The 25993-nt window shown below is 75.7% G+C and carries 28 protein-coding genes and 3 tRNA genes; 17 read left to right on the top strand and 14 right to left on the bottom strand.

What is annotated here, in order from left to right; translation table 11 throughout:
* The first annotated feature begins 38 nt into the window (after positions 1-38).
* On the top strand, positions 39-302 hold the full coding sequence (locus ACRYM6_RS16780) for a hypothetical protein (RefSeq protein ID WP_432544023.1): 264 nt from the start codon (positions 39-41) through the stop codon (positions 300-302).
* Between the two features lie 19 nt (positions 303-321).
* On the opposite strand, the gene ACRYM6_RS16775 is transcribed toward ACRYM6_RS16780, so the two are convergent.
* A complete protein-coding gene (locus ACRYM6_RS16775; protein WP_432544022.1) occupies positions 322-1179 on the bottom strand; it encodes a sugar phosphate isomerase/epimerase family protein in 858 nt (285 codons plus the stop codon).
* Positions 1180-1292: 113 nt separating this feature from the next.
* On the opposite strand from ACRYM6_RS16775, the gene ppk2 reads away from it, so the two are divergent.
* Positions 1293-2120 (top strand): polyphosphate kinase 2, encoded by an 828-nt coding sequence (gene ppk2 / locus ACRYM6_RS16770; protein ID WP_432544021.1) that lies wholly within the window; start codon positions 1293-1295, stop codon positions 2118-2120.
* Positions 2121-2149: 29 nt separating this feature from the next.
* Here ppk2 and ACRYM6_RS16765 read toward each other — a convergent pair whose 3' ends face one another.
* The gene (locus ACRYM6_RS16765) at positions 2150-2617 is read right to left on the bottom strand and encodes a hypothetical protein (RefSeq protein ID WP_432544020.1); all 468 of its coding nucleotides are present in this window, start codon (positions 2615-2617) and stop codon (positions 2150-2152) included.
* On the bottom strand, positions 2614-3219 hold the full coding sequence (locus ACRYM6_RS16760) for an RNA polymerase sigma factor (RefSeq protein WP_432544019.1): 606 nt from the start codon (positions 3217-3219) through the stop codon (positions 2614-2616). The genes ACRYM6_RS16765 and ACRYM6_RS16760 overlap by 4 nt, the downstream gene beginning before the upstream one ends.
* A 227-nt stretch (positions 3220-3446) precedes the next feature.
* On the opposite strand from ACRYM6_RS16760, the gene ACRYM6_RS16755 reads away from it, so the two are divergent.
* The 7 genes from ACRYM6_RS16755 to ACRYM6_RS16725 are packed head-to-tail and all read left to right on the top strand — an operon-like array spanning position 3447 to position 6410.
* Positions 3447-3926 (top strand): Asp23/Gls24 family envelope stress response protein, encoded by a 480-nt coding sequence (locus ACRYM6_RS16755; protein ID WP_432544018.1) that lies wholly within the window; start codon positions 3447-3449, stop codon positions 3924-3926.
* Positions 3927-3939: 13 nt separating this feature from the next.
* Entirely contained in the window at positions 3940-4266 is a 327-nt protein-coding gene (locus tag ACRYM6_RS16750) for an Asp23/Gls24 family envelope stress response protein (protein WP_432544017.1), read from the top strand.
* Between the two features lie 40 nt (positions 4267-4306).
* Positions 4307-4486 (top strand): DUF2273 domain-containing protein, encoded by a 180-nt coding sequence (locus tag ACRYM6_RS16745; protein WP_432513213.1) that lies wholly within the window; start codon positions 4307-4309, stop codon positions 4484-4486.
* Between the two features lie 2 nt (positions 4487-4488).
* The gene (locus ACRYM6_RS16740; RefSeq protein WP_432544016.1) at positions 4489-4956 is read left to right on the top strand and encodes a hypothetical protein; all 468 of its coding nucleotides are present in this window, start codon (positions 4489-4491) and stop codon (positions 4954-4956) included.
* A complete protein-coding gene (locus ACRYM6_RS16735; protein WP_432544015.1) occupies positions 4953-5585 on the top strand; it encodes a DUF6286 domain-containing protein in 633 nt (210 codons plus the stop codon). Before ACRYM6_RS16740 ends, ACRYM6_RS16735 begins: the two co-directional genes overlap by 4 nt.
* Entirely contained in the window at positions 5582-6160 is a 579-nt protein-coding gene (locus tag ACRYM6_RS16730) for a hypothetical protein (protein ID WP_432544014.1), read from the top strand. The genes ACRYM6_RS16735 and ACRYM6_RS16730 overlap by 4 nt, the downstream gene beginning before the upstream one ends.
* Before the next feature lie 37 nt (positions 6161-6197).
* Positions 6198-6410 (top strand): hypothetical protein, encoded by a 213-nt coding sequence (locus tag ACRYM6_RS16725; RefSeq protein ID WP_432544013.1) that lies wholly within the window; start codon positions 6198-6200, stop codon positions 6408-6410.
* A gap of 45 nt (positions 6411-6455) precedes the next feature.
* Here ACRYM6_RS16725 and ACRYM6_RS16720 read toward each other — a convergent pair whose 3' ends face one another.
* From ACRYM6_RS16720 to ACRYM6_RS16705, 4 genes are all read right to left on the bottom strand, one after another.
* Positions 6456-7061, bottom strand: coding sequence for a hypothetical protein (locus ACRYM6_RS16720; protein WP_432544012.1), 606 nt, complete (start codon positions 7059-7061; stop codon positions 6456-6458).
* Between the two features lie 71 nt (positions 7062-7132).
* Positions 7133-7205 (bottom strand) — tRNA-Lys (locus ACRYM6_RS16715).
* Between the two features lie 186 nt (positions 7206-7391).
* Positions 7392-10910, bottom strand: a complete 3519-nt coding sequence (locus tag ACRYM6_RS16710; protein ID WP_432544011.1) for a bifunctional diguanylate cyclase/phosphodiesterase — start codon at positions 10908-10910, stop codon at positions 7392-7394.
* A 183-nt stretch (positions 10911-11093) separates the two neighbouring features.
* Positions 11094-12692, bottom strand: a complete 1599-nt coding sequence (locus ACRYM6_RS16705; protein ID WP_432544010.1) for a methyl-accepting chemotaxis protein — start codon at positions 12690-12692, stop codon at positions 11094-11096.
* Positions 12693-12700: 8 nt separating this feature from the next.
* Here ACRYM6_RS16705 and ACRYM6_RS16700 point away from each other — a divergent pair, with 8 nt between their 5' ends.
* Entirely contained in the window at positions 12701-13720 is a 1020-nt protein-coding gene (locus tag ACRYM6_RS16700; RefSeq protein WP_432544009.1) for a PP2C family protein-serine/threonine phosphatase, read from the top strand.
* Between the two features lie 141 nt (positions 13721-13861).
* Here the strand turns inward: ACRYM6_RS16700 and ACRYM6_RS16695 are convergent.
* The 3 genes from ACRYM6_RS16695 to ACRYM6_RS16685 all read right to left on the bottom strand — a co-directional run bounded on the left by ACRYM6_RS16695 (position 13862) and on the right by ACRYM6_RS16685 (position 14581).
* Positions 13862-13934: transfer RNA gene (locus tag ACRYM6_RS16695), tRNA-Lys, on the bottom strand.
* Positions 13935-14048: 114 nt separating this feature from the next.
* Positions 14049-14225, bottom strand: a complete 177-nt coding sequence (locus tag ACRYM6_RS16690; RefSeq protein WP_432544008.1) for a hypothetical protein — start codon at positions 14223-14225, stop codon at positions 14049-14051.
* Positions 14226-14353: 128 nt separating this feature from the next.
* Entirely contained in the window at positions 14354-14581 is a 228-nt protein-coding gene (locus ACRYM6_RS16685) for a hypothetical protein (RefSeq protein WP_432544007.1), read from the bottom strand.
* A gap of 125 nt (positions 14582-14706) precedes the next feature.
* Here ACRYM6_RS16685 and ACRYM6_RS16680 point away from each other — a divergent pair, with 125 nt between their 5' ends.
* Entirely contained in the window at positions 14707-15339 is a 633-nt protein-coding gene (locus ACRYM6_RS16680) for a hypothetical protein (RefSeq protein WP_432544006.1), read from the top strand.
* Positions 15340-15388: 49 nt separating this feature from the next.
* On the opposite strand, the gene ACRYM6_RS16675 is transcribed toward ACRYM6_RS16680, so the two are convergent.
* Both ACRYM6_RS16675 and orn read right to left on the bottom strand, forming a co-directional pair.
* Positions 15389-15464: transfer RNA gene (locus ACRYM6_RS16675), tRNA-His, on the bottom strand.
* Positions 15465-15560: 96 nt separating this feature from the next.
* Entirely contained in the window at positions 15561-16190 is a 630-nt protein-coding gene (gene orn, locus ACRYM6_RS16670) for an oligoribonuclease (protein WP_432544005.1), read from the bottom strand.
* A gap of 66 nt (positions 16191-16256) precedes the next feature.
* Here orn and ACRYM6_RS16665 point away from each other — a divergent pair, with 66 nt between their 5' ends.
* The 3 genes from ACRYM6_RS16665 to ACRYM6_RS16655 all read left to right on the top strand — a co-directional run bounded on the left by ACRYM6_RS16665 (position 16257) and on the right by ACRYM6_RS16655 (position 21033).
* Positions 16257-17375 carry a PrsW family intramembrane metalloprotease gene (locus tag ACRYM6_RS16665; protein ID WP_432544004.1) on the top strand — a complete coding sequence of 373 codons (1119 nt, stop codon included), beginning with the start codon at positions 16257-16259 and terminating at the stop codon, positions 17373-17375.
* A 70-nt stretch (positions 17376-17445) separates the two neighbouring features.
* On the top strand, positions 17446-19455 hold the full coding sequence (locus tag ACRYM6_RS16660; RefSeq protein ID WP_432544003.1) for an ArnT family glycosyltransferase: 2010 nt from the start codon (positions 17446-17448) through the stop codon (positions 19453-19455).
* A gap of 105 nt (positions 19456-19560) precedes the next feature.
* The gene (locus ACRYM6_RS16655) at positions 19561-21033 is read left to right on the top strand and encodes a malate:quinone oxidoreductase (RefSeq protein ID WP_432544002.1); all 1473 of its coding nucleotides are present in this window, start codon (positions 19561-19563) and stop codon (positions 21031-21033) included.
* Positions 21034-21074: 41 nt separating this feature from the next.
* On the opposite strand, the gene ACRYM6_RS16650 is transcribed toward ACRYM6_RS16655, so the two are convergent.
* Positions 21075-21479, bottom strand: a complete 405-nt coding sequence (locus ACRYM6_RS16650) for a TIGR03618 family F420-dependent PPOX class oxidoreductase (protein ID WP_432544001.1) — start codon at positions 21477-21479, stop codon at positions 21075-21077.
* Between the two features lie 53 nt (positions 21480-21532).
* On the opposite strand from ACRYM6_RS16650, the gene ACRYM6_RS16645 reads away from it, so the two are divergent.
* On the top strand, positions 21533-22024 hold the full coding sequence (locus tag ACRYM6_RS16645; RefSeq protein ID WP_432544000.1) for a methylated-DNA--[protein]-cysteine S-methyltransferase: 492 nt from the start codon (positions 21533-21535) through the stop codon (positions 22022-22024).
* A 20-nt stretch (positions 22025-22044) separates the two neighbouring features.
* Positions 22045-23028 (top strand): GNAT family N-acetyltransferase, encoded by a 984-nt coding sequence (locus ACRYM6_RS16640; protein WP_432543999.1) that lies wholly within the window; start codon positions 22045-22047, stop codon positions 23026-23028.
* Between the two features lie 4 nt (positions 23029-23032).
* Here the strand turns inward: ACRYM6_RS16640 and ACRYM6_RS16635 are convergent, their stop codons facing one another.
* Positions 23033-23536: a low molecular weight protein-tyrosine-phosphatase gene (locus ACRYM6_RS16635; protein ID WP_432544050.1), complete on the bottom strand. Its 504-nt coding sequence runs from the start codon at positions 23534-23536 to the stop codon at positions 23033-23035.
* A gap of 127 nt (positions 23537-23663) precedes the next feature.
* Here ACRYM6_RS16635 and ACRYM6_RS16630 point away from each other — a divergent pair, with 127 nt between their 5' ends.
* Positions 23664-25889, top strand: a complete 2226-nt coding sequence (locus ACRYM6_RS16630; protein WP_432543998.1) for a peptidase M6 — start codon at positions 23664-23666, stop codon at positions 25887-25889.
* Positions 25890-25993 lie beyond the last annotated feature (104 nt).

Raw genomic sequence — 25993 nt, 5'->3', positions numbered from 1 at the left:
CGGTCGAGCCGGCCCCGGACCCGGACGACGACCACCGTGTGCAGCAGCAGAACCACGCCGTCGCGTCCTGGTGGCGCCAGCTCGTCCCCGCCGTGCGGGAGGACCTCCTGAGCCTGGGGCCGGGGGAGTTCCTGCCCGGGCACCTCGCCGAGGACCTGCGGTCCTTCGGGGTCCACGTCGACGACCTCGCCGTGGCGCTCCGGCTGCACGGCAGCACCTACGCCGTGCACGCGCAACCGCCCGCCCTCGTGGACTTCCTCGCCGCCGAGCGCGCCTGGGGCCAGGGCTGGCGCGAGGACTGACCCCGGCGCCCGGGCCCGCTCAGGCCCCGAACGCGGCCTCGAAGCACGCCGGGGCGGTGTCCCGGGCCCGGCGCAGCCCGGTGTCCAGGTCCGCCGCCCGGTGCTCCTCGGACAGGATCTCCACCCCCCACGGCCCCCGGAACCCCAGATCGTGCAGGACGCGCAGGAACCCGGGGACGTCGTGCGCCCCCTCCCCGCAGTAGCGGCGGCGGTCCCGGGTGTCCTCGAAGAGCGTCCCGACGGGTTCGGCGTCGGCGTCGTCCAGCTCGACCTGGAACACCTGCTCCGGCGTCAGGGCCCGGGCCAGCTCGTCCAGGCCGGTGCCGGCGCGCACGACGTGCCAGTGGTCGACGGCCAGCCCCACCGCCGGGTGGTCGACCCGCCGCACCAGGTCCGCGCCCGCGGGCAGCGAGGACACCGCGGCGAACGGCAGCGGTTCCAGCGCGACCCGCGTCCCGTGGTCGGCGGCCTCCGAACCCAGCCGCCGCAACGGTCCCACCAGCGGTTCCAGGTCGTCCCACGCCGGCCCGAACGCCGTCCCGGCCTTGACGACGGGGGAGCCGAACACCTCCGCCGCCTCCAGCAGCAGCGCCCACCGGTCCCGCCAGTCCCCGTCCCCGCGCCACCAGTCGGTGACCAGTTCCACCTCGACGTGCTCCAGCCCGGCGGCCCGGGCGTGGTCGGCCACGGCCCGGAAACCCGTGGTGCGCCGGATCGCGGCGAGGTCCTCGTGGGCCAGCCCCAGACCGGCCCAGCCGCCGCGGGCGACGGCGTCGATCCGCGCGAACGCCGAGTGCGGGGACACCTCCGAGGGGTCGCCGGGGCGGGCCGCACCGGACGTCGTCCAGCAGGTGGCGATGAGCTGCGGGGTGTCCACGGGAACCTCTCGGGCGGTGGGGTCGGCCGGTCGACGGTAGCGGCCGCGGGGTTGGCGTCCGAGCCAGGGGAGGGCCAGGATCGACGGACCGACGGCGGCACGGGAGGAACGCGATGGCGACGAAGCACGGCGACCCCGAGGACGGCGGCACCGGCCGCGTCCCGCGCAAGGCCTACGAGGCGCGGCTGCTGGAGCTCCAGCGCGAACTCGTCGTCCTGCAGGACTGGGTGGTGCGCACCGGCAGCCGCGTCGCGGTCGTCTTCGAGGGCCGGGACGCGGCCGGAAAGGGCGGGGCGATCAAGCGCATCACGGAGTACCTGAACCCCCGGACCGCGCGCATCGCCGCCCTGCCGGCCCCCAGCGAGCGCGAACGGGGGCAGTGGTACTTCCAGCGGTATGTGGCGCACCTGCCCACGGCCGGCGAGATCGTCCTGTTCGACCGGTCCTGGTACAACCGCGCGGGCGTGGAACGGGTCATGGGTTTCTGCACGCCGGCCGAGCTGGAGACGTTCCTCACGCAGGCGCCGGAGTTCGAGCGGATGCTCGTCGACGACGGGATCCACCTGCTGAAGTACTGGTTCTCCGTCAGCGACGCCGAGCAGGAGCGGCGGCTGCGCTCGCGGCTGGAGGACCCGATGCGGCGGTGGAAGCTGTCGGACCTGGACCTGGAGTCGCGCCGGCGCTGGGTGGAGTTCTCCCGCGCCAAGGACGAGATGTTCGCCCGCTGCGACACCCCGTTCGCGCCGTGGTGGGTCGTGGAGGCCGACGACAAGCGGGCCGCGCGGCTGAACTGCATCTCGCACCTGCTGGACCAGGTGCCCTACGAGGAACTGCGGCCGCGGAAGGTGTCCCTGGGGCGGCGGCCGGCGGCGGGCACGTACGTGCGCCCGCCGCGCGAGGCGTTCCGGTACGTGCCGGACGTGGCGCGGGAACTGCGCTGAGACCCCGCCCGGTGTCCCGGCCGGGTCCGCTACCCCAGGTCGATGCGGTCGGTGACGACGTCACCGACGTGCAGGTGGACGTGGACGGCCTCCTCGGGCGGGCTGAGGGGGCCGAGCAGGTCGTCGAGCGCGGCCAGGACGACCCCGCGGACGGTCGCGGCGGCGGTGGGCAGGTGGGTGCCGAACAGGGCGACGACCTCCACGGTGACCCCGGTGAGGGTGTGCCGTTCGTCGGTGGCGCACAGCAGCGAGGTGACGCTCACGTCCCGGACGCCGTCGACGGCGGTGCGCAGCGCGGTGGCGAGCACGTCGGTGGCGACGAGGAACTCCCCGAGGTCGTGGCGGCCCCGGACGGGGTCGGAGGGCCGGTGGGCGCGGCGGGCCAGGTCCAGCAGGTCGGCCCGGACGGCCTGCCAGCCGGTCGGGGTGTGGCGGCGCAGGGCGACCGTGGCCTCGGCCAGGACCCGGGCGCCGTGCCTGCTGCTCGTCTCGTTCACCGCCACTCCTCCAGCGCGTCGGCCAAGGTCGTCCGGGCCCTCTCCAGGAGCCCGCGGACCGCGGTCGGGGTGCTGCCCAGGACCACGGCGATCTCGGCGTAGGACAGGTCCTCCACCTCCCGCAGCACCCAGGCGGTCCGCTGCCGGGGGGGCAGCAACCGCAGGGCCACGTCCAGCGCCTCCCGCAGGGCCGCCTCCACGCTCGTCCGTTCCGGGTCCGCGCGCAAGTCGTGCAGCCGGTCCACCACCTCCTCGACGGGGACGAACGGCCGCGAGCCGGACGCGGGCCAGCGCCGCAGCCGGGCGAAGGCGGCGTGCCGGGCGAGCGTGAACAGCCAGGTCCGCAGGGCGGCGTCGCCGCGGAACGACGGCAGGCCGCGCCAGGCGGCGAGGAAGGTGTCCTGCAGGCAGTCGTCGACCTGGTCGCGGTCGTCGAGCAGGCGGCCGGCGTAGCGGCTGAGGGCGGGGCCGTGCCGGTCGACGATCGCGGCGAACGCCTCGCGGTCGCCTAGGCCGGCGCGGCGGGCGAGCACCTCGTCGGTGCGCGGGTCCCCCGGGGGGTCGAGCGGGGGGTCGGTGTCGGTCACGACGTGCTTCTCCATCGTCCGGACGTTCTGCTGGACCGAAGCGGAGCACGTGCGGGGCGCGGGCGCGACCGGAACCGCGACCGGCCGGATCCGGTACGGGACACCGGATGTGGCGCCGGACCCACCACGGGATGTGATGCACGTCACACCGTGCTGACCGTGACGATCCGGCGCTCAACCACTCCAACCCCCCGTACGAACGAGCTCCGGCCGCCCGGGCCGGACCCCACCGAGGAGGACCCGTGACCGACACCACCAGCACCCGTCCCGCCACCGTCACCCAGACCACCGCCGGGCACGGCGCCGCCGGTTCCCGCCCCTCCGGCCTGACCAGCGACCACGGCGCCACCACCATCGCCGACACCGTCGTGTCCAAGATCGCCGGCATCGCCGCCCGCGACGTCTCCGGCGTCTTCGCCCTCGGCGGCGGCGCCGCCCGCGCCGTGGGGGCCCTGCGCGAGCGCATCCCCGGCGGCCGCGTCAACCACGCCCAGGGCGTCTCCGTCGAGGTCGGCGAGCGCCAGGCCGCCATCGACATCGAGCTCATCGCCGAGTACGGCGTCGCCATCAGCGACCTCGCCTCCGCCGTGCGCCGCAACGTCATCGCCTCCGTCGAGCGCATGACCGGGCTCGAGGTCACCGAGGTCAACCTCGAGGTCTCCGACGTCCACCTGCCCGAGGAGGACACCGACGACGAACCCCGCACCGCCCGCGTCCAGTGACCCGGTGCCACCGATGAGCCCCCAGGGACCGGACGTCGCCGAGCTCGCCGACGCCCTCGCCCTCACCGTCCGGCAGGTGCCCGGCGTCGCACGGCTCAACGCCGGGGTGCTCGAGGAGATCGGCACCTACCTGCCCGGCCGGCGGGTCGGCGGCGTCCGCGTCCCCGGGACGCTCACCGCCGGCCCCGACGCCGAACCCGTCGAGGTCCACGTTGTCCTGCACCCCGGGACGCCGATCCGCGAGACCGCCCGCGACGTCCACGCCGCGGTGGCCGGCGAACTGGCCCGCCACCACGTCGAGGTCCCCGTCCGCGTCCACGTCGACGACCTCGCCGACTGACCACCGTCCCCCTCCCCACCTCAACCCCCGGGAGTACCTCGTGTCCTCGTCCACGACCGGCCTGCTCGCCGGTCTCCTGCTCGCGCTCATCGCCGGGGTGGCCGGGCTCGGCTGGTTCCTGCTCGCCCTGCTGTTCGCCGCGATCGGTTACCTCGTCGGCGCGCACCTCGAGGGCCGCATCGACCTGCTCGCCCTGCTGCCGGGCCGGGGACGGGGCTGACCGTGCCGTCCACCGCCGCCCCTCCCCGCCCCGGTGACGCCCCCACCGGCGTCACCACCGACCCCGGCGACCGCGGCCGGCTCGTCGTCGCCGACCGCGTCGTCGTCCGCGTCGCCGCCGCCGCGGCCGCGGCCGTGCCCGGCAGCGTCCGCACCCAGGACGCCCGGGCCGACCGGACCGGCGCCGACCGCTCGGTCGGCACCCGCGTCGGCACGGCCGTCGGCACCGCCGTCGACTCCGTCCTGAACCGCTCCTACCCGGTGGCCGAGTGCACCCGGGCCGGGAACCGCGTCCGCGTCGGGGTCCAGGTCGCCGCGCAGTGGCCCACGCCGGCCGCCGACCTCGCCGCCCGCGTCCGCGCCGAGGTCGTCGACCAGCTCTCCCGGCTCGCCGGAGTCGTCGTCGACAGCTGCGACGTCACCGTCGCCGACTACGTGCGGTCCCGCCCGCAGGACAGGAGGGTCCTGTGACCAGCCCCTCGACCAGCCCCTCGACCGGCTCCCCGGCCGCCCCCGCGGCCGGGCCCCGTCGCCCGCTGCCCCCCGCCGCCCGCCCCACCGGGGCCGGCCGGGTCGGGGTCGTCGGGCCCCTGCTCGCCCTCGCGCTGCTCGCGCTCGCCGTCGCGGCCGCCCGCGAAGCCCTCGTGGCGCAGGACCTGGCCACCGGCCTGACCGGGGGCGGCTCCTGGGCGGCACCCGTGCTCGACGCCGCCGGGCGGCTCACCCCCTCGGGCGGGCTGGCCGCCGCGGGGGTCGTCCTCGCCCTCGTGGGGCTCTGGCTCGTGCTCACCGGCCTGTCGCGCCGCTCCCGGCGCACCGTCGGCATCGCCGGGACCCCCGCCGCCACCACGACCACGCGCGACGTCGCCCGGCTGGCCACCGGCACCGCCCGGCAGCAGGACGGCGTCCTGCGCGCCTCGGCCCGCGCCGGCCGCCGCACCGTCGACGTGTCCGTCACGGCCACCACCACCGCCGTCCGCGACGCCGTGACGTCCGCGGTGACGGCGTCCCTGTCGCACCTGGACCCCGCCCCGCGGGTCCGGGTCAAGGTCTCCGCCCCGTCCCAGGCCGGACGCGGCGCCCGAGGAGGTGCACGGTGAAGCGCAGCGTCCTGGCGGTCGACCGGCTGGTCGCCGTCGTGCTCGGGGTCGTCCTCGTGGCGGCCGGCGTCCTCGCCGCCGCCTGGGGCAGCGGTCAGCTGACCCGCTGGTGGCCGCAGGCCCCCGACCGGCTCGACCTGGGCGCCGCCCGGGACGCCGTCGACGCCGGCTGGTTCGGCGCCGCCTGCGCCGGCTTCGCCCTGGTCACCGCCGTCCTGGCCGTCTGGTGGCTGCTGGCCCACGTGCCCCGCCAGGGCGTCAAGACCCTCGGCCTGACCGGCTCCGGCCCCGCCGGGCAGCTGCGGCTCAGCGCCGACGGGCCCGCCGACGCGGCCGCCGAGGAGCTCGCCCTCACCCCGGGCGTCCGCTCCGCCGGTGGCCGCACGATCGACGACCGCGGCGAGCTCGTCGTGGAGCTGCGGGCCCTCGTCGAGCCCACCGCCGACCTGGCCGTCGTGGCGCGCGCCGCCGAGGAGGTCAGCACCCAGCTGCGCGGGGTGCTCGGGCGCGAGGACGCCCGCGGCCGGGTCCGGCTGTCCGTCGCCCGCAACGACCGGTCGCAGCGCGTGCACTGACGCCGCGGCCCACCGCCGCGCGGGGGAGGAGGTCGCCGTGGACGACGCCGGACCCGACCGCACCGGGCTCGACGCCCGGGACCGCCGGCTCGTCGCGCTGCTGCGGACCGGCTGCAGCGCCACCGAGGCGGCCCGGCGGCTGGGGGAGGACACCGCGCAGGTCGCGGCCCGGCTGGTCGCGCTGCGCACCCGGTACGGGGTGGGCAGCACCCGGGCGCTGCTGGCGGCCCTGCCCGCACCGCCGGACTGACCCCGACGCCCACCCGCTGCCACCGGGTGCGCCCGCGCACCGGGGTCAGCCGGTGAGCGCCAGGGCGCCCGCGGCGAGCGCGGCCCCCACCAGGGCCCCGGCCACGACCTGCGCCGGGGTGTGGGCACCCACCCGGACCCGCGCGGCCCCCACCCACGGCACGGTCAGCAGCACGGGCGCGGCGACCGGTTCCAGCCCGGTCAGCACGACGGCCGAGGCCGCGACCACGAGCGCGTGCAGCGAGATCTTCCACCACCTCGACACCAGCAGACCGGCTGCGGCGCAACCGGTCATCAACCCCAGCAGGACCAGCGGACCGGTGGGCGCGCCCAGCGCGCGCAGCAGCGCACCGGTCGCGACGGTCAGGCCCACCACCAGCGCCAGCAGCGGCGGACGGTCCTGCCGTCGGGGGACGTGCACCGAGGCGTACCGGCCCCGCCGCACCCCGCGGGCCACGACCGCGTACGGCACGAGCGCGCACAGCACGGTCACGACCAGGCCGTTCAGCGCGCCGCGCCAGGCCGGGACGGTGGTGAGCGCGCAGACCAGCGGCGGCATCACCGCGGCCAGGACCCACGGGGCGAGCAGCTCACCGGCGAGGTGGGCCCAGCGGGGGACGCCCGCCGCGGCCGGGGGTGGTGCTGGCGGCACCGCGGCCTCCTGTCGCCGGTCCGGGAACGCGAAGGCCCCCGACCGGAACCGGTCGGGGGCCTTCGCGTCGGTGCGCCACCATGGACTCGAACCATGAACCCGCTGATTAAGAGTCAGCTGCTCTGCCAATTGAGCTAGTAGCGCGTGCGAGAACAACTTTACCAGAGCTGGGAGGGGCTCCCGACCAGGCGAGAGGGTGGCGGGCCGGAGCTTCCCCTCACCGACCCGCCGAGGACGACGGTAGCAGAGATCGAACGCGTGTTCGAGCCCGGTGGCCGGCGGGTCGACCGCCTCAGCGGCCGACCCACCGCCCGCCCCTCACCCCGTCCGTCACCGCCCGGCCGCCCCCGCGGGCGCGCCGCGGTCGCCGGCGGCCTCCCCGGACAGCCCCGCGCACAGCACCTCGACGAGCACGGACTCCGGCCGCGGCGGGCTGTACAGGTACCCCTGGACGGTGTCGCACCCGTAGCGGCGCAGCAGGTCCGCCTGCTGCGGCGTCTCCACCCCCTCGGCGACCACGGACAGGCCCAGCGCCTGCCCGATGCCCAGGACCGCGCGGACGACCGCGTCGCAGCTGGGGTCGCGCCCCAGCCCGGCGACGAAGGTCAGGTCCACCTTCAGCAGGTCCACGGGCAGCTCGGTGAGGCGGGCCAGGCTGGAGTAGCCGGTGCCCAGGTCGTCCAGGGCGATGCGCACGCCGAGGTCGCGCAGCCGCTGCAGGTCGCCCAGCAGGGAGTGCGTGATCCTCGGCATGGTGGTCTCGGTGAGCTCCAGGACCAGCCGGTGCGCGGGCAGGCCGTGCCGCCGCAACGCGCCGAGGACGTCCTCGGTGAGGGAGGCGGACTCCAGCTGGCGGCCGGAGACGTTGACGTGCACCGCGGGTGCGGCCGGGCCGAGCGCCTCGCTCCACGCGGCCGCCATCCGGCACGACTCCTCCAGGACCCGCCGGCCCAGCTCCAGCACCAGGGGGCTGTCCTCGGCGACGTCGAGGAACTCCGCCGGGGACAGGACCCCCCGCTGCGGGTGCTGCCAGCGGACGAGGGTCTCCACCGCCACCGGCCGCCCGGTGGCCAGGTCCAGCACGGGCTGGCCGTGCAGGACGAGCTCGTCGCGGTCCAGGGCGGTGCGCAGCTCGGGCAGCAGCCGCGCGGCGCGGGCGCTGCGGGCCTCGCCCTCGCCGGCCCCGCCGGCGTGGACGCGGTTCTTGCCCGCCCGCTTGGCCTCGTACATGGCGCCGTCGGCGCGGGCCAGGGCCTGCTCCGCGCGGGCGCGGGGGTCGCGGCCGTCACCGCCGCGGGCGGCGTCGTCGGCGGTCACGAGGTGGGTGCCGACGCTGACGCCGACGACGAAGGTCCCCGCCGCGACGCTGACCGGCTCGTGCAGGGCCCCCAGCAGCCGCTCGGCGATGACCTGCAGGTCGGCGGTGCTGGTGACGTCGGGGCAGACGACGGCGAACTCGTCCCCGCCGAGGCGGGCCAGGGTGTCCCCGGGACGCAGGCAGGCGCCGAACCGGGCGGCGACGGTGCGCAGCAGGTCGTCGCCGGCGCCGTGGCCGGCGGAGTCGTTGACGGCCTTGAACCCGTCGAGGTCGCAGAACAGGACGCCCACCCCGGTGCCGCTGCGCCCGGCCGCGGCCAGGGCGTGCTCGAGGCGGTCGTGCAGCAGGGTGCGGTTGGGCAGCCCGGTCAGGCCGTCGTGCAGCGCCTGGTGGCGCAGGGCCTGCTCGGCGGCCTTGCGGGCCGTGACGTCCTCGACGAGGCACAGCAGGTGCCGCCGGGACGTCCCGTCCGGGGCCGGGTCGGTCATGGCGGTGGCCGACAGCAGCCCCCAGCGGACGGTGCCGTCGGCGTGGCGGAACCGCAGCTCCAGCTCGTCGCGGGGGCGTTCGCCCAGCAGCAGCGGGGCGAGGGCCAGCGAGGACCCGGCCCGGTCCTCGGGGTCGATGAGGTCGTGGACGTCGCGGGTCAGCAGGTCCTCGGCGCTGAGCCCGGTGAACCGGCACAGCGTGGAGTTGACCTGCAGGACCCGCGCCGCGTCGTCGTCGCCCAGCCCGACGATCACCATCCCGACGGGGGCGGTGTCGAAGGCGAGGCGGAAGCGCTGCTCGGAGGCGGCCAGGCGCTGCCGGTCGGCGCGCTTGGCGGTGACGTCCTCGACGTGGGTGACGGCGTAGCGGGGCCGGCCGTCCCCGTCGTGGATGACGGCCATGTCGAGGGCGACCCAGATGACGGTCCCGTCGGCGCGCACGTACCGCTTCTCCAGGTGCGCGCTGGGGGTCCCGCCCTCGACGAGGCGCCGGACCTGCTCGCGGGAGACGTGCAGGTCCTCGGGGTGGGTGACGTCGGCGAACGTCTTGCCCAGCAGCTCCTCGCGGCTGTACCCGAGCATCCGGCACACGGCGGGGTTGGTGTGGAGGAACCGGCCTTCGGCCTCCCCGGTCAGGGCGGTGATCAGCACCCCGGTGGGGGCGTGGGTGAAGGCCAGGCTGAAGCGCTGCTCGGCCTCGCGCAGCGCGGCCTCGGCCCGGCGCCGCTCGGCGGTGTCGCGGGCGGCGATGGAGGCGCCGACGACCGCGCCGGCGGCGTCCAGCACCGGCGAGACGGTGACGGAGACCTCGACGTCCGTGCCGTCGCGGTGCCGCCCCACGGTGTCGCGGGCGTCGACGGGGGCGGCTCCGGCGCCGGAGGTGGCGCGGATCAGCCACGCGCGCAGCTGCTGCACCTCGGCCGTGGAGGCCACCCGTCCCAGCCCCGCGCCCAGGACCTCCTCGGCGCGGTAGCCGTAGAGCTGCTCGGCGGCGGCGTTCCACGACGTGATGGCCCCGGTGCCGTCGACGGAGATGATCGCGTCGCGGGCCCCGGCGACGATCCCGGCCAGGGACCGCAGCTCCTGCTCCATCCGGCGGCGGTCGGTGACGTCGCGCATCGCCGCGTAGAAGCGGCGCTGCCCGCCGACCTCCACCGGGGTCAGCGTCAGCTCCACGGCCAGTCCGGTGCCGTCGCGGTGGCGGGCGGGCACCTCCACGCTGCCGGTCAGCCGCGCGGTGCCGGTGCGCAGGAACCGCGCGAACCCGGCGTGGTGGGCGGCGGCCGCGCTCGCCGGCAGGATCGTCTCGGCCAGGGTCCGGCCCAGCGCCTCCTCGACCGTCCACCCGAACATCCGCTCGGCGGCGGCGTTCCAGGAGGTGATGCGCTGGTCGGCGTCCACGGCCAGGAAGGCGTCGCTGGTGGCGTCGAGCACCAGGCGCAGCTCGGCGTTGCGGGCGGCGAGCTGCTCGGCCCGCTCGACGGAGCGGTGGGCCTCGCCGGCGTAGGTCCGGGCGATGCGGGACTGCCGGCGGCGCTCGAACAGGGCCACCACGACCCGGGCCAGCCGTTCCAGCCCGCTCAGCTGCTCGGCGGTCAGCTCGCCGGGTTCGGTGTCGAACACGCACAGGCTGCCCAGGGCGTGCCCCTCGGGGGTGAGCAGGGGCGCGGAGGCGTACAGGCGCACCCGGGCCATCCGGCCGTCGACCCACGGGTTGGTGGCGAACCGCTCGTCGCGGCTGGCGTCGCGGACGTGGACGACCTCGCCGTCGAGGAAGTGCAGCGCGCACATCGAGTCGCTGCGGGCGGAGTCGGTGCCTTCGAAGCCGACGGTGGTCAGCTGGCACTGGCGGTCGGCGTCGATGAGGTTCAGCGTGGCGTTCGGGACCCCGGACAGCATGGCCGCGGTGTGCACCACGTCGTCGAGCTCGACGTCGGCGGGGACGTCGAGCACGTCGTAGGAGTGCAGCACCGCCAGCCGCTGGACCTCCAGGGGTGACCCGCTGCGTTCGCCGGGCCGGTGGGGGGACGTCAGGGGGCTCACACGTGAAGGCATCGGCATCGACACCTGTCGAACTTGAGGCGCCGGGGCCGGTTCACCGGAGCCCCGGTGGGCGGACGCAGGAGGCCCGGCCCACCGCGAGGGGTGGGCCGGGCCGGGGTGGTGGGCCGGGGGAAGAGGTGCTCGTCCCCCCGGCCACCGGTGCTGCTGGTGGTGCTGGTCCGCTCAGGCGCGGGGCAGGGTGAAGGTGGCGACCAGTTCGTTCAGCTCCGCCGCCGAGCGGGAGACGTCAGCGGCGGTGGTCGCGGTGTGGGTGGCCCCGGCGGTGGTCTGGTCCGAGGCGGCCGCGATGCCGGAGATGTTGCTCGCGATCTCCTGGGAGCCGGTGGAGACCTCGGTGACGTTGCGGACCATCTCCGACGTGGTCGCCGACTGCTCCTCCACCGCCGCGGCGATGGTGGCCTGCAGCCCGTCGATGCGGGCGATGACCTCGGTGATCTCGGTGAGGGCACCGGCGGCGGCGGTGGCGTCGGCCTGGGTGGCGTCGACCTTGGAGATGATCTCCTCGGTCGCCCGCGCGGTCTGCTGGGCCAGTTCCTTCACCTCACCGGCCACCACCGCGAAGCCCTTGCCCATCTCCCCGGCCCGGGCGGCCTCGATGGTCGCGTTCAGGGCCAGCAGGTTGGTCTGCTCGGCGATGGAGGTGATCAGCTTGACGACCTCACCGATCTCGCGGCTGGAGGCCGACAGCCGTTCCAGGGTGTCCCCGGCCGCCCCGGCCGCCGAGACCGCCGAGGCGGCGGTGGAGGAGGCTTCGGCGGTGGAGGTGGCGATCTCGCGGATCGCCGAGCTCATCTGGTCCCCGGCCGCGGCGACGGTGCCGATGTTGGCGCTGATCTCCTCGGTGGCGGCCGAGACGACCTGGGCCTGGGTGGAGGCCTCCTCGGCGCCGGAGGACAGCTGGGTGGCGACGGTGGTCAGTTCCTCGCTGGAGGCGGCCAGGGTGGTGGCGTTGCCGGCGATGCGGCGCACCGTGTCGGTCAGGCGGTCCATGGTGGCATCCAGCGCGGTGGCGACCTGGCCGACCTCGTCCTTGCCGGTGGCGCCCACGCGCTGGTCCAGGCGGCCCTCGGCCAGCCCGCGCACCACGGTCAGCACCTTGGCCAGCGGACCGGCGACCGAGCGGGCCACGACGGTGGCGACCACGACGGCCACGACCAGGGCCAGGGCGCCGATGACCAGCAGCAGCGTCACCGCGGACTCGTAGTCGGCCGAACCCTCGGCGACCAGGTCCTTCGCGGCCTGCTGCTCGACCTGGTTGATCTTGTCGAGCTGGGCGACCATCTCGTTGGACGGCGGCACGGTGAACTCGGTGCGCGCCTTGATGAAGCCCTCGGTGTCGCTGCCCAGGGCGAAGGGCAGCACCTTCTCGCGCGCGCTGCGGTAGGAGGCCATGATGTCCTCCACCTCGGCGCGGTCGGCCTCGCTCGCGCTGGGGGAGGACGCCAGGTACGCCTTCCACGCCTCGTCGTAGACGGCGTCGTCGGCGGTGATCTTCTTGACGGCCTCCTGCACCGCGTCCCCGGAGGACAGGGCGGTGTTGGCCAGGTCCATGCGCAGGTTCAGGAAGGCGACCTTCACCGCGCCGATGGTCTGCACCGAGGCGATCCCGGAGGTGGACATCAACGACAGGTTCGCCTGGGAGGAGCCCAGGCGGTTGATGCCGAGGCCGACGATCGCGGCCAGCAGCACGCAGACGACGCCGAAACCGGCGAACAGCTTCGAAGCGACCCTCAGGTCGCGCAGGTGGGTGAGCACTCTCACCCATCGGCGTGATCCCGGGAAACCTTGAAGCGCCGGCGGGTGTAGCGTGCGCGCCGCCCGGGTCGGGCCGGGTCGGGCCGGGTCGGGCCGGGCCCGGCCGCCGTCGCGGGACGTTCGCCGCTGACCCCGGCCCCGAGGTCACCGGTCTCCTGCTGGCGGTCGCCGGGCAGGTCGGGCAGGCGCTGGAGCGGACCCGCCTGCACGACGCCCAGCAGGTCGTCCAGCGCCGGCTCACCGACTCCGTCCAGGCCCTGTCCACCCTGGCCCGCGACCTGCAGAGCGGGCTGCTGCCCCGGCGCCTGCCCGAGCTGGACCGCGTCGAGGTGGCGGTCCGCTACCTGCCCGCGGTGACGGCCGCGGTGATCGTCGGCCACTGGTACGACGTCATCACCGGCCCCGACGGCTCGGTGACCCCCGTCATCGGCGACGTGCGGGGGCACACCACCACCGCCGCCGGGCTGAGGGGGCAGATGCGCACCGCCGTGCGGGCCTACGTCAGCGAGGGGCGCGACCCGGCGACCGCGCCGGCCCGCACCGACACCCTGCCCGTGCAGATGGACACCGGGCTGTTCACGACGTGCTGCCTGCTGCAGCTGGACCAGACCCGCGGCGAGATCGCCACCGCCACCGCCGGTCACCCACCGCCGCTGCTGCTGGACGGCGCGGGCACGGTCAGCGAGGTCCTCACCCACCCCGACCTGGCCCTCAGCCTCAGCGAGGACGCCACGCACGCGGTCACCCGCAGCCGGCTCGACGGGCGCAGCCGGCTGCTCCTGCCCACCGACGGCGTCGTGGAGTCGGCACCCGAGGGCACCGACCGGGGCCTGGCCGCGATGCGGCGGGTCCTGGCCGACGCGGTGCTGGCCGGGATCCCGCACCGGCTCACCGACGACGCGGCCCTGCTCCCTGAGCCACACCTTGCTGGCGTGGGGGTGGACGAGGACACCACGGCGACCGCCGAGCTCATCACCAGCGAGCTGGTCACCGACGCCGTCACCCACACCGCCGGCCCGGACACCCTCGGGTGACGCGGGATCGCGATCGTGGAGGTGCTGGCGGAGAGCTGGGGCGTGCACGACCGGGGGGAGGGCGAGGAGGCGCGGGCCCAGCCGGCCCTGTCGAGGCCTCAGGAGTGATCTCGCGCGACGACGTCGTCGTGCGAGGGGGAGTGCGCCACCATGGACTCGAACCATGAACCCGCTGATTAAGAGTCAGCTGCTCTGCCAATTGAGCTAGTAGCGCGAACGCCCGGAACCGTAGCAGACGTGCACACGTCCCGGGAAATCCGGTCCCCGCGGGGAGCGAGAGGGGGCGCGCCCCGCGGGACCGGTCCCCGGCCGGGCCGGGAGGGCCGGGTCAGCCCTGGGCCCACCACTCGTCCTCGGGCAGGCCCTCGGCCGCGAGGAGCTCCGCGGAGTGCGGGCCGTCCGGCGAGGCCATGTCCATGATCAGCGACAGCGGGATGTGCTCGGAGAGCATCTCCATCACCGGTTCGACGGCGCTGCCGGCCGACGGCGTGTTCTCGTGCGTCATGCGTCCTCCCGAGGGTGCGACCGCCCCCCGCAGCCCGGGGGACACGCAGTTCGTCGTCCGCGCGGCCGCGGTGCTTGAGGCCGGGAGCGGGCGGTGGACCCGTCCGGCCCACCCGGCCCGCGGCCGGGTCACCGAGCGTGCTCGACGCCGTCCGCGCGCACGTCCGCGCGCACGTCCCCGCGCACGTCCCCGCGCACGTCCCCGCGCACGTCCGCCGCGCCGGCCACCGGGCGCCGGGCGCGGCCGAGGCGGTCGGACTGCTCCCGGCGCACCTCCACGACCACCGCGATCCGTCGTCGCCGACGGCGCGCGGCCGAGGCGTCGAGCGGGTAGCGGGTCAGCACCGGAGCGGTCATGCCCCCGACCCTAGGGAGCCGGCCGGCGGCAGCGCATCGGCCGCGGGCACGACCACCGGATCACCCCTGGGGATGATCCGGCCGGTCCGGTGGACGCGGCGCCCGGAGCCGAGCACAGTGGTCGGGTGCGCGACGTCGGGCGGTGGGGGATCGACCTGACCATGCCCCAGTCCCTGCTGCTGGCCCTGCACCTGCGCGACGCCGCCGGGCTGCGACCGCCGACCTCGCCCCTGCTGCCGGACCTGCCGCCCCTGGACCCGCCGGTGCGGCCGCTGCGGGCCGCCGGGCACGACATCGCCGGCCTCGACGTCGCCGGGCAGCAGTGGGCGGCCTGGTGGGTGCGGCACTTCCCGGGCGGCCCGGACGCGCTGACCTCGATCCTGCCGCCGCGCTACCCCGGGCTCGACGGCCGTCCCGAGCTGCGCGGGCTGGCCGAGCTGGGCCTGGACGACGCGCTGGCCTGGTGCGCGCGGGCCCGGGAGGTCGAGAAGCGCGTCATCGCCCGCTCGCCCAGCGCCCTGTTCGAGACGAACCTCGTCACGGCCGTCGAGCGGGAGCTGGGCCGGCGCATCCGCCCGTTCTCGCTGCGGGTCGTCGTGCTGCCCGTCGCCGGGGTCCACCACTGGGACGTGCTCGGGCAGGCCGTCGTCTCCCTCGGGCTGCGCGCGGACCGGGACGCCTACCTGACGTGGCTGCGCGAGCAGCTCGTCGCGATCGGCCGGGACCACCTGGCCCGCGACGGGGAGCAGAGCACGTGAGGGGGGACGACGGAGGGGCGGCCCCGTGAACGGGACCGCCCCTGCGACGTGGGGTGAGTGACGGGACTTGAACCCGCGACTTCCTGGACCACAACCAGGTGCTCTACCAGCTGAGCTACACCCACCACGAACACCACCGCGACCGCCGGACGGCGAACGCACGTGACGGGTCGAGGATACACGCGCCCCGGGGTGCTCCGGGACGCTGCCCACCCGTCCGCTCAGTCCTGCGGCGCGTCCGGCTTCAGCTCGAACTTCGCGCCCGCGGCCTTCGCCGTCTCCGAGTCCGGGCCCGGGTCGGCGACGAACAGCACCTCGCGGTAGTACTTCAGCTCCTGGATGCTCTCGCGGATGTCGGCCAGCGCCCGGTGCCCGCCGTGCTTGCGGGGGGTGTGGAAGTACACCCGCGGGAACCAGCGCCGGGCCAGCTCCTTCAGCGACGACACGTCGATGAGCCGGTAGTGCAGGTGCTCGGTCAGCTGCGGCATGTCCCGCGCCAGGAACGCCCGGTCGGTGTGCACCGAGCTGCCCGCCAGCGGCGCCTTGCGGGGCTCGGGCACCCACTGCTTCACGTAGTCCAGGACGGCCTGCTCGGCCTCGGCCAGCGTCCGCCCGGCCGGCAGCTCGTCCAGCAGGCCGGAGCTGGTGTGCATCTCGACCACGACCGGGTCCATGTCCACCAGCGACTCGGCCGGGGGCTTGATCACGACGTCGACGCCGTCGCCGAGGACGTTGAGGTCGGCGTCGGTGACCAGGACCGCCACCTCCACGAGCGCGTCACCGGTCAGGTCCAGCCCGGTCATCTCGCAGTCGATCCAGACGATGCGCTCGCTGACCTTGTCGTTGCTCACCGGGTCAGCGTAGAGGTGGGCGACCGGCCGGCGGGCGGGCGAGGGGGCAGCCCGTACCCTCGGACCATGCCGGCGCTGCGAGTCCGCGCCACCGCGCCGGCCCCCCTCCCGGTGGTCGTGCTCGTCGTCTGCGGCCTGCTGAGCCTGGGCGCGGTGACGGCCGAGATCGGCTGGGACGGCCTGCTGCCGGGGCTGGCGCTGGCCGCCGTGCCCGTCGGCCCCGTCCTGGCGACCGTCCTGTGGCTGGACCGGCACGAGGCCGAGCCCCCGCACCTGCTGGCGTTCGCGTTCGGCTGGGGCGCCTGCGTGGCCAGCCTCGGCGCCCTCGTCCTGAACACCGGCGCGTCCCGGCTGCTGGACCGCGTCTTCCACCACGACTTCGGCGGCGCCGTCGGCGACGTGACGAACACCTCCGTCCTCGTCGCCCCCGTCGTGGAGGAGGCCCTCAAGGGGCTGGGGGTCCTGCTGCTGCTGCTGAAGCAGCGCCGCCAGTTCGACGGGGTCGTCGACGGCATCGTCTACGCGGCGTTCGTGGGGGTCGGGTTCGCCTTCCTGGAGAACGTCCTCTACCTCGGCCGCGCCCTGGGCGACGACCAGCCCGCCTCGCTGGTCGCGGTGTTCGTGATGCGCTGCCTGGTGTCCCCGTTCGCCCACCCGCTGTTCTCGATGGCCGTGGGCGTGGGGCTGGGGCTGGCCGCGCGGCGGCGCTCGGCGCTGCACCGCGTGGGCGCCCCCGTGCTCGGGTTCGCCGTGGCGGTCGTCCTGCACGCCCTGTGGAACGCCTCCGCCGGGGCGGGGGTCGCGACGTTCTTCGAGCTGTTCCTGCTGCTGCAGGTGCCCGTGTTCGCCGCGGCCGTCGCGGTGGCGCTGGCCGCCCGGGTCCGCGAGGCGCGGCTCATCGCCCGGCACCTGCAGGTCTACGTGCGCACCGGCTGGCTGGGGGCGTCCGAGGTCGACATGCTCGCCTCGGGCCGCGGCCGCCGCCGGGCCCGGTCGCTGGCCTCCGCGCGCGGCGGGGCACCGGCCGCGCGGGCCGTCCGGGAGTTCCAGGAGGTCGCCACCGAGCTGGCCTTCCGCCGCGACCGGCTGCGCCGCGGAACCGTGCAGTCCTCGCCGCAGGAGGAGGTCGAGCTGCTCGAGCTGCTCGCCGCGCACCGGCGCGAGGCCCTGGTCCACCTGCCCTGAGCGGCGGCTCACGGCCGACCCACAGCCGGTCCTGGGCCGGGCCCCGGGGTCGGGGCCGACGGTGGGGAGCATGACCACGACCACGACCGCGCCCGCCGCGGGCACCGGACCGGCACCGGGCGGGCGGGTCCGGCCGCGCCGGGTGCGCTGGGCGACCCTCGCGCTACTGGTGGCGACCGGCGTCCTGTACGTCGTCGACCTGTCCGCCTCCGGCTACGCGAACAGCTTCTACGCCGCGGCCGTGCAGGCCGGCTCGCAGAGCTGGAAGGCGTGGTTCTTCGGGTCCCTGGACGCCCAGAGCTTCATCACCGTCGACAAGCCGCCCGCCTCGCTGTGGGTCGGCGGCCTCGCGGCGCGGGTCTTCGGGTTCAGCTCGTGGACGCTGCTCGTCCCGCAGGCCCTGGAGGGCGTCGGCGCCGTGTGGCTGCTCACCGCCGCCGTCCGCCGCTGGCACGGGCCCGTCGCCGGGCTGGTCGCGGGGGCGGCGCTCGCGCTCACCCCGGCCGCGGCGCTGATCTTCCGGTTCGACAACCCCGACGCGCTGCTGGTGCTCCTCATGACGGCCGCGGCGTACTGCACGGTCCGCGCCACCGAGGCGGCGTCGTGGAGGTGGCTGGCCTGGGCCGGCGTCGCCCTCGGGTTCGCCTTCCTCACCAAGATGCTGCAGGGCTTCCTCGTCCTGCCCGGCCTGGCCCTGGTGTACCTGTGGGCCGCGCCCACCGGGCTCGGCAAGCGCGTCCTGCACCTGCTGGGCGCCGCGGCCGCGGTCGTCGTCTCGGCCGGCTGGTGGGTCCTCGCGGTGACGTCCTGGCCGGGGGAGAAGCCCTACATCGGCGGCTCCACCGACGGCACCGTCATGGACCTCGTCCTCGGCTACAACGGCCTGGGCCGGATCCTGGGCTCCGACGGCGGCGGGGGCGGCGGGATGTCCGGCGGCACCCCCGGGTCCAGCTTCGGCGGCACCGCCACCTGGCAGCGGCTGTTCTCCTCCGAGATGGGCAACGAGATCTCCTGGCTGCTGCCCGCCGCGCTGCTGGCCCTCGTCCTGGGGCTGGTGGCCCGCGGTCGGGCGCCGCGCACCGACCGGGCCCGCGCGTCGCTGGTCCTGTGGGGCGGGTGGCTGCTCGTCTCCGGCGCGGTCTTCGCCTACATGGAGGGCACCGTCCACCCGTACTACACGGTCGCCCTCGCCCCGGCCGTCGCGGCGCTCGCCGCCGGCGGCGGGCAGGTCCTGTGGGCGCAGCGGCACCGCGCGCTCGCCCGCCTCGGCCTGGCCGTCGTGATGGCCTCCGCCGGGACCTGGGCCTTCGTGCTGCTGCACCGCAACGGCACCTGGGTCTGGGCCGGCTGGGTCGTCATGCTCCTCAGCGTGGCCCTGGCGACCGGGTTCGTCGTCACCCCGGTGCGGCTGCGCCGGCTCGCGATCGTGCTGGTGCTGTCCGGCACCGTCGTCGGGCTCGGCGGCACGGCGTCCTACGCCGTCGCCACCGCGGCCACCCCGCACACCGGCTCCATCCCCACCGTCGGGCCGGCCGGCGCCACGGCCGGCGGCGGGACGGGCGGCGGGTTCGGCGGGGCGCGCGGCACCGCCGGGGGCACCACGGACGGCACCCGCCAGGACGGCACGACCCAGGACGGGACCCGGCCGGGCCTGCCGGGCGCGACCGGCGACCCCGCCGCCACCGGGCAGGCGCCCACCGGCGGCGCGGGCGGCCCCGGTGGCGGGGAGAGCGCCGGCACCGAGCTGACCGAGCTGCTGCAGGAGGCGGGCACCCGCTGGTCCGCCGCGGTCTCCGGCTCGCAGTCGGCCGCGCAGCACGAGCTGGCCACCGGCACCGCGGTCATGGCGATGGGCGGCTGGAGCGGCGACCCCACCCCGACGCTGGAGCAGTTCCAGCAGTACGTCGCCGACGGCGAGGTCCACTACCTCATCGGCGGCGGCGGCAGGGGCGGCGAGTCGGGGGTCAGCGCGATCCAGGAGTGGGTCGCGGCGAACTTCACCGAGCTGACCGTCGGCGGGACGACCGTCTACGACCTCACCCGGCCGCTGGCCCCGGCCACCGCCGGCGCCGCCGGCTGAGACGCAGCTCACGTGTGAGGTGGGGCACCGGCCCCCGTCCCGGGCGGCGCCCCACCTCGCCCAGGTCGTAACCTTCACAGGTCCACCGATCGACGACGAACGAGGGTGAGCTCCGTGCCCGCATCGAACCGCTACGACGCCGTGCTGATCGGCGGCGGGGTCATGAGTGCCACGCTCGCGACCATGCTGGCCGAGCTGGAGCCGGACTGGTCCGTCCTGGTCCTGGAGAAGCTCGACACCGTGGGTGCCGAGAGCTCGGACATGTGGAACAACGCCGGCACGGGCCACTCGGCCCTGTGCGAGCTGAACTACACCCCCGCCAAGGCCGACGGCACCGTCGACATCGCCAAGGCCGTCGCCATCAACGAGCAGTTCCAGGCCAGCCGGCAGTTCTGGGCGCACCAGGTCGAGCAGGGCGTCCTGTCCTCCCCGGGGGACTTCATCAACGCCGTCCCGCACATGAGCTTCGTCCGCGGCGGGGACGTCTCGTTCCTGCGCGCCCGGTTCGAGGCGCTGTCGGCGCACCCGCTGTTCGCCGAGATGGAGTGGGCCGACGACCACGAGCGGATCGCCGCGTGGGCGCCGCTGCTGGAGGCCGGCCGCGACCGCGGCGAGCGGGTCGCCGCGACCCGCTCCACCAACGGCACCGACGTCGACTTCGGGACCCTCACCCAGCAGCTGTTCACCGGGGCCGCGGCCAAGGGCGTCGAACTGCTCACCGGGCACACCGTCAAGGACCTGCGCCGGCGCGGGTCGGGGTGGACCGTGCTGGGCTCCAGCTCCGAGGGGAGTTTCGCCGTCGCCACCCCGTTCGTGTTCGTGGGTTCCGGCGGCGGTGCCCTGCACCTGCTGCAGCGCAGCGGGATCCCCGAGGGCCAGGGGTTCGGGGGGTTCCCCGTCAGCGGCCAGTGGCTGCGCTGCACCAACCCCGAGGTGGTCGCGCAGCACGCCGCGAAGGTGTACGGGCAGGCCGAGGTCGGCGCCCCGCCGATGTCGGTGCCGCACCTGGACACCCGCTTCTCGCACGGTGAGCGGGCCCTGATGTTCGGCCCCTACGCCGGGTTCAGCCCGAAGTTCCTCAAGCAGGGGTCGCTGCTGGACCTGCCGCTGTCGGTCCGCCCGCACAACCTGCTGCCGATGCTGGCCGTCGCGCGCGACAACGTCTCGCTCATGACCTACCTGGGCAAGCAGATCGTGCAGTCGATGGAGCAGCGCCTGGAGGCGCTGCGGGTGTTCTACCCCGACGCCCGCGAGCAGGACTGGGAGCTGCTGACCGCCGGTCAGCGCGTGCAGGTCATCAAGAAGGGCCCGCGCGGCGGGGTGCTGCAGTTCGGCACCGAGCTCGTGCACGCCGCCGACGGCTCCGTCGCGGCGCTGCTGGGCGCCTCCCCGGGCGCCTCGACGGCCGTGGACGTGATGCTGCGGCTGCTGGCGCAGTGCTTCCCCGCCCACCAGGAGCAGTGGCGCGACCGGCTCACCGCGATGGTCCCCTCGTACGGCACGAAGCTGTCCGACGACCGGGACCTGCTGACCCGCACGCTGGCCCGCACCGCCGAGGTCCTCGGCCTGGCGGCCTGACCGGTCGGGGCCGGGGGAGTGCCCCGGCCCCGACCCGGGCGCTACTTCGCGACGGCGCCCCAGCCGTGCCAGTGCTCGATCTCGACGACGACGGTGACCCGCGGGGAGTCGCGGTTCGGGTACGGCTCGCCCGTGTAGTGCCGCGAGACGCGGTCGATGTCGACCAGCCCCTCGTCGTCGCGGATCTCCACGACCCGTCCCTGCACCGACACGTGCGTGTACCAGTCGCCCTCGGCCAGCGCCGTGAGCGAGACGGCGGGGTTCTCCCGCAGGTGCCGCAGCCGGGCGCGGCGGCCGTCGAGGTTCAGCAGCAGCTTCCCGTCCTCGTACAGGTACCAGGTCGCCACGGTGACGGGGTGACCCTTCGGGTGGATCGTCGCCATCACGGCCGGGTTCGGCTTCGCGAACAGCTCGGCGGCGTCGGCGGTCAACGGGGCCTGGGGCACGGTCTCCTCCTGGTGGGTGCGATCCTGGGCACCGTACCGAGAGGGGGCCCGGCGTGCAGTGGACGGTCCTGCCCTCGCCGGTGGGGGACCTGACGGTGGCGCGCACCGACGCCGGGCTGACCGGCATCTGGTTCGCCGACCACCGCGGCGGGCCCGGCCCGGGGCTCAGCGAGCGCGACGACGGCGCCTTCGACGACGTCGCCGGGCAGCTCGCGGAGTACTTCGCGGGGCGCCGCCGCACCTTCGACCTGCCGCTGGCGCCGCGCGGCGACGCCTTCGCCCGCCGGGTGTGGGACGAGCTGACGCGCATCCCCTTCGGGCGGACCACGACGTACGGCGACCTGGCCCGCACCCTCGGCGGCGTCGGGTACGCCCAGGCCGTCGGCGTCGCCAACGGCCGGAACCCGCTGTCGGTGGTGGTGCCCTGCCACCGCGTCGTCGGCCACGACGGCGCCCTCGTCGGGTACGCCGGCGGTCTGTGGCGCAAGCGGTTCCTGCTGGACCTGGAGGAACCCGCCGCGGACGAGGCCGGCCGACTGTTCTGAGCCTCTGGCAGGGTGGGCGGGTGCTGCCCGGACTGACCTGCCGCCCCCTCGGCCCCGAGGACGTCCCCGACTGGTGGGCCCTGCTGGACCGCGCCGCCGCCGTCGACTCCCCGCGCGTGCGGGACTCGCCGGAGTGGTTGCGGCGCAGCCTGACCGGTGAGGGCTTCGACCCGGTGGCGCAGACCGTCGCGGGCCGCGACGAGGCGGGTGTCCTGCGCGCCGCCGGGATCGTCGAGCTGCGGATGGGGGACCTGGCCCACCTGCGGCTGCCGTTCGACGGGGTCGTCGACCCCGCCTGGCGCGGGCGCGGCACCGGCCGGGCCCTGCTGGCCTGGGGGCAGCGGGCCGCCGCGGCCCGGGCCGCGGCCCGCCGCCGGGAACTGGGCTCCGACGTGGGCGCCGAGGTGCAGGTGTGGTCCGAGGAGCACCGCGAGGACGTCGCCCGGCTCTGCGCGTGCGCCGGGTTCGAGGTCCGGCGGTGGTTCAGCACCATGCGGCGGCCGCTGCCCGCCGGCTCCGGGCCCGGGGCGCCGCTCCCGCCCGCGGGCTACCGCGTCGTGCCCTTCGACGAGCACGACGGCTCCGGGCTGCGGGAGCTGCACAACGCCGTCTTCGCCGACCACTGGGGCTCGCAGCCGCTCACGGCCGCCGACTGGTCCCGCTACGTCGTCGGCAACCCCGAGTTCCGGCCCGGCTGGAGCAGGCTGGTGCTCGCCGGGGACGAGCCGGTCGCGTACGCCACCGTCTTCGCCCACGAGTCCGACTGGCCCGCCCTCGGCTTCGCGCAAGCCGACCTGGGCAACCTCGGCGTGCGCCGCGACCACCGCGGCCGGGGGCTGGCCGCGGTCCTGCTCGGCGCGGTCGCGCGACGGGCGCACGAGGCGGGGATGGCCGCCGTCAGCCTGGACGTCGACAGCGAGAACCCCTCGGGGGCCGTCGGGCTGTACGAGCGCGCCGGCTACGTGCGCGTCCACGGGACGGTCCTGCGGGCCCGTCCCGTCTGAGCGCTCAGCGCAGCAGGCCGCGGACGTGCTCGACGATCGCGTCCGCGGCGGCCTCCACCTGCTCCAGCGTCCGCTCGAAGTCGCGCCGGTCCCCGTACCAGGGGTCCTCGATGTCGAGGTCGGACTCGTCGGCCACCGCGCCGGCCGGGTCGTCCAGGCCGGGCGCCGCCGGGTCGAAGGACCGGTACATCCGCACCCGCGCCGCGGCCTCCTCGTCCGGGGCCTGCGTCCGCAGCCAGCGGGCGTGCCGGGCCGTCATGGCCAGCAGCAGGTCCCGCTGCCCCAGCTCGTCGGGGGTGATCCGGTGCGCGCGGTGCCGCGGGACCTCGTACCCGTGCTCGCGCAGCACCGACGCCGCGCGGCGGTCGACCGGGTTGCCGTCCTCCTCGTCGGAGATCCCCGAGGAGTCCACCACGACCCGGTCGGCCAGCCCGGCGCGCTCCAGCCGGTCCCGCAGCACCACCTCGGCCATCGGGGAGCGGCAGATGTTGCCGGTGCAGACGGTCATGACGCGCAGCGGGTCGGAGCTCACCGGCCCATCCTGGCTCCTCCGGCGGGCGCGGTGCCTTGTGGGGTCGCTGTGCGTGGTGGAAGCTCACGCCTGGACATCACTGTGCGTCGAGGAAGGACTACCCATGGGGATCAACCCACGGCGCGGGGGCCTGGCGGCCCTGGCCGCGCTCTCGGCGACGGCGCTCGCCGTCCCCGCCACCGCCGCGGCGGCTCCCGCCCCCGCCGGCCAGGGCCTGCCGGCCGACGTGCGCCTCCTGGACGGGGACTACAAGGCGGGCGCCGCGCTGCCCTTCACCGCGCAGGCCCGCGCCGACCTGGCGCAGGGACGGGCCCGGACGCTGGCCGCCGGACCGGACGGGGACCTGGGCGTCGGCGACCGCCGGGACTGGCTCTCCCTCGTCGACGGCGGCGTCACGCCGGACGGCCAGGAGGTGCCCGGCGGGATCGGCGTGCGCGGCTACACGCTGCGCGGGCTGGGCGACCACATCGAGGTGTGGGTCGCCGACGACCTGTCCTTCCCCGAGGGCGACTGCCGCAACACGCTCGACGACGGCGCGCTGACCACCGTCACCGACGCGCAGGCCCAGGGCTTCGCCGACGAGTTCGACGAGAACGTGTGGCCGAAGGAGTCCGAGGCGTTCTCGGTGGCCCCCGAGCGCGACGGCAGCGAGAACGTCATGGGCGAGCTGTTCCCCGACGCCGGGTACCCCGACGACTACTGGAACGGCGAGGGCGACCGCACCGTCGCGCTCATCGACAACGTGCGCGACCAGAACTACTTCGACCCCACCGACGAGAACGGGCGCACCTACATCGCCGGGTTCTTCTCCTCGGCGTTCAACGAGCTGCTCGACCGCAACGTCATGACGATCGACGGGTTCGACTGGCTGCACCGCACGGGCACCAACCCGCCCGACGACTCCGCCGACCCCGACTACCTGGCCTGCGCCGAGTACCTCCAGCGCCCCGGCCTGGGGGAGGCGGCGCCGCGCACCTACGAGGGCACCTTCGCCCACGAGTACCAGCACCTGCTGGAGTACTACGCCGACCCCGACGAGGTGAACTGGGTCAACGAGGGCCTGTCGGACTGGGCGCAGACCCTCGTCGGCTACGTCGACCCGACGGTCCCGCTGGACGACCCCGCGGCCGACAACCACCTGGCCACGTTCTTCGGCTGGAACCCGCAGGAGAGCTTCGGCGGGCCCGAGCAGTCGGTGACCCAGTGGGGTGACCAGGGCGCCCCCGAGACGCTCGCGGACTACGGCGCGACGTACGCGTTCATGTTCTACCTGCACGACCACTTCGGTGGGCAGGAGTTCATGACGGCCCTGCACAACGAACCGCAGAACGGCCTGGCGGGCCTGCAGTCGGTGCTCGACGCCTTCGGGTACCCCGACCGCGCGCAGGACGTCCTGCACGACTTCCTGGCCACGGCGGCCGTCGACGCGGCCCTCGACTCCGGCGCCCGGCTCAAGCACGGCGACCCCGCCCGGTTCAGCACCCCCTCGCTGTCGGCGAAGGTGAACTGGGACACCCCGCAGGCGTACGACTCGCCCGGCGCCCCGGTGAACGGCGCCGACTTCGTCCGGCTGCGCAACCTCGACGGCTACCTCCAGCAGGGCTTCGTCGACTTCGTGGGGGCGAAGAACTACCCCGTGACGCCGGTGGAGTGGACCGCCGCCGACGGCGACCTGGTCTCCGGCAGCGGTGACGACCTCGACCGCGCGATTGTCCGCACGTTCGACATCCCCGCGCAGGACCCGACCATCACCCTCGACCTCGACCTGGACACCGAGGCCGGCTACGACTACTTCTACGTCCAGGTCTACGACGAGGCGACCGGCACCTGGGTGAACCTGCCCACCGCCGGGGCCGACCCGGGCACCGGTGGCCTGTCGGGCGAGGTGTCCGGCGAGCAGGAGTTCGACGCGTCCCAGTTCGCGGGCCGCACCGTCGACGTCGCCCTGCGGTACGTCACCGACGGCGGCGTCTCCGAACCGGGCGTCACGGTGCGGTCCGTGCGCGTCGGGGGCCAGGAGGTCGCCGACGCCGGTGACCTGTCCACCTGGCAGTCGCTGACCCAGGCCCGTCCCATCCCGGTGGCCGGGTGGACCGTCCAGCTCGTCGGGTACGACGACGAGCGGGTCGCGGTCGTGGACCTGCCCGTCCTGAACACCCCGTGGGGCTGGAAGACGGTCGCGCCGGTGAAGCTGGCGCTCGGGTTCACCCCCGACGTCGCGGCCGTGCTGGTGACGGCCGACGACCCGACCGAGACGGCCCCCTCGTACGCGCCGTACCAGCTCTTCGCCGACGGTGTGCTGCAGCCCGGTGGGGGTTCGGGCGCCTGACCCGGGTCGACGGCCAGGGCCCCCGGGCCCGGTGCGGGCCCCGGGGGCGGGGCGTGGCCGGGGGGCGCCCCCCCCCGGGGCGGACAACCACCGCGCGCTGTTGG

Source organism: Kineococcus rugosus (genome assembly GCF_050871975.1).
Taxonomy (GTDB): Bacteria; Actinomycetota; Actinomycetes; order Actinomycetales; family Kineococcaceae; genus Kineococcus.
The sequence above is the reverse complement of the archived record's forward strand: the minus strand, read 5'-3'. Positions and strand labels throughout refer to the sequence as shown.

Coding starts and splice junctions, on each gene's coding strand:
- ACRYM6_RS16665 (WP_432544004.1), top strand. CDS start 16,257: ATGCCGGCGCTGCGAGTCCGCGCCACCGCGCCGGCCCCCCTCCCGGTG.
- ACRYM6_RS16685 (WP_432544007.1), bottom strand. CDS start 14,581: ATGACCGCTCCGGTGCTGACCCGCTACCCGCTCGACGCCTCGGCCGCG.
- ACRYM6_RS16660 (WP_432544003.1), top strand. CDS start 17,446: ATGACCACGACCACGACCGCGCCCGCCGCGGGCACCGGACCGGCACCG.
- ACRYM6_RS16635 (WP_432544050.1), bottom strand. CDS start 23,536: ATGACCGTCTGCACCGGCAACATCTGCCGCTCCCCGATGGCCGAGGTG.
- ACRYM6_RS16630 (WP_432543998.1), top strand. CDS start 23,664: ATGGGGATCAACCCACGGCGCGGGGGCCTGGCGGCCCTGGCCGCGCTC.
- ACRYM6_RS16750 (WP_432544017.1), top strand. CDS start 3,940: ATGAGCCCCCAGGGACCGGACGTCGCCGAGCTCGCCGACGCCCTCGCC.
- ACRYM6_RS16760 (WP_432544019.1), bottom strand. CDS start 3,219: ATGGAGAAGCACGTCGTGACCGACACCGACCCCCCGCTCGACCCCCCG.
- ppk2 (WP_432544021.1), top strand. CDS start 1,293: ATGGCGACGAAGCACGGCGACCCCGAGGACGGCGGCACCGGCCGCGTC.
- ACRYM6_RS16690 (WP_432544008.1), bottom strand. CDS start 14,225: ATGACGCACGAGAACACGCCGTCGGCCGGCAGCGCCGTCGAACCGGTG.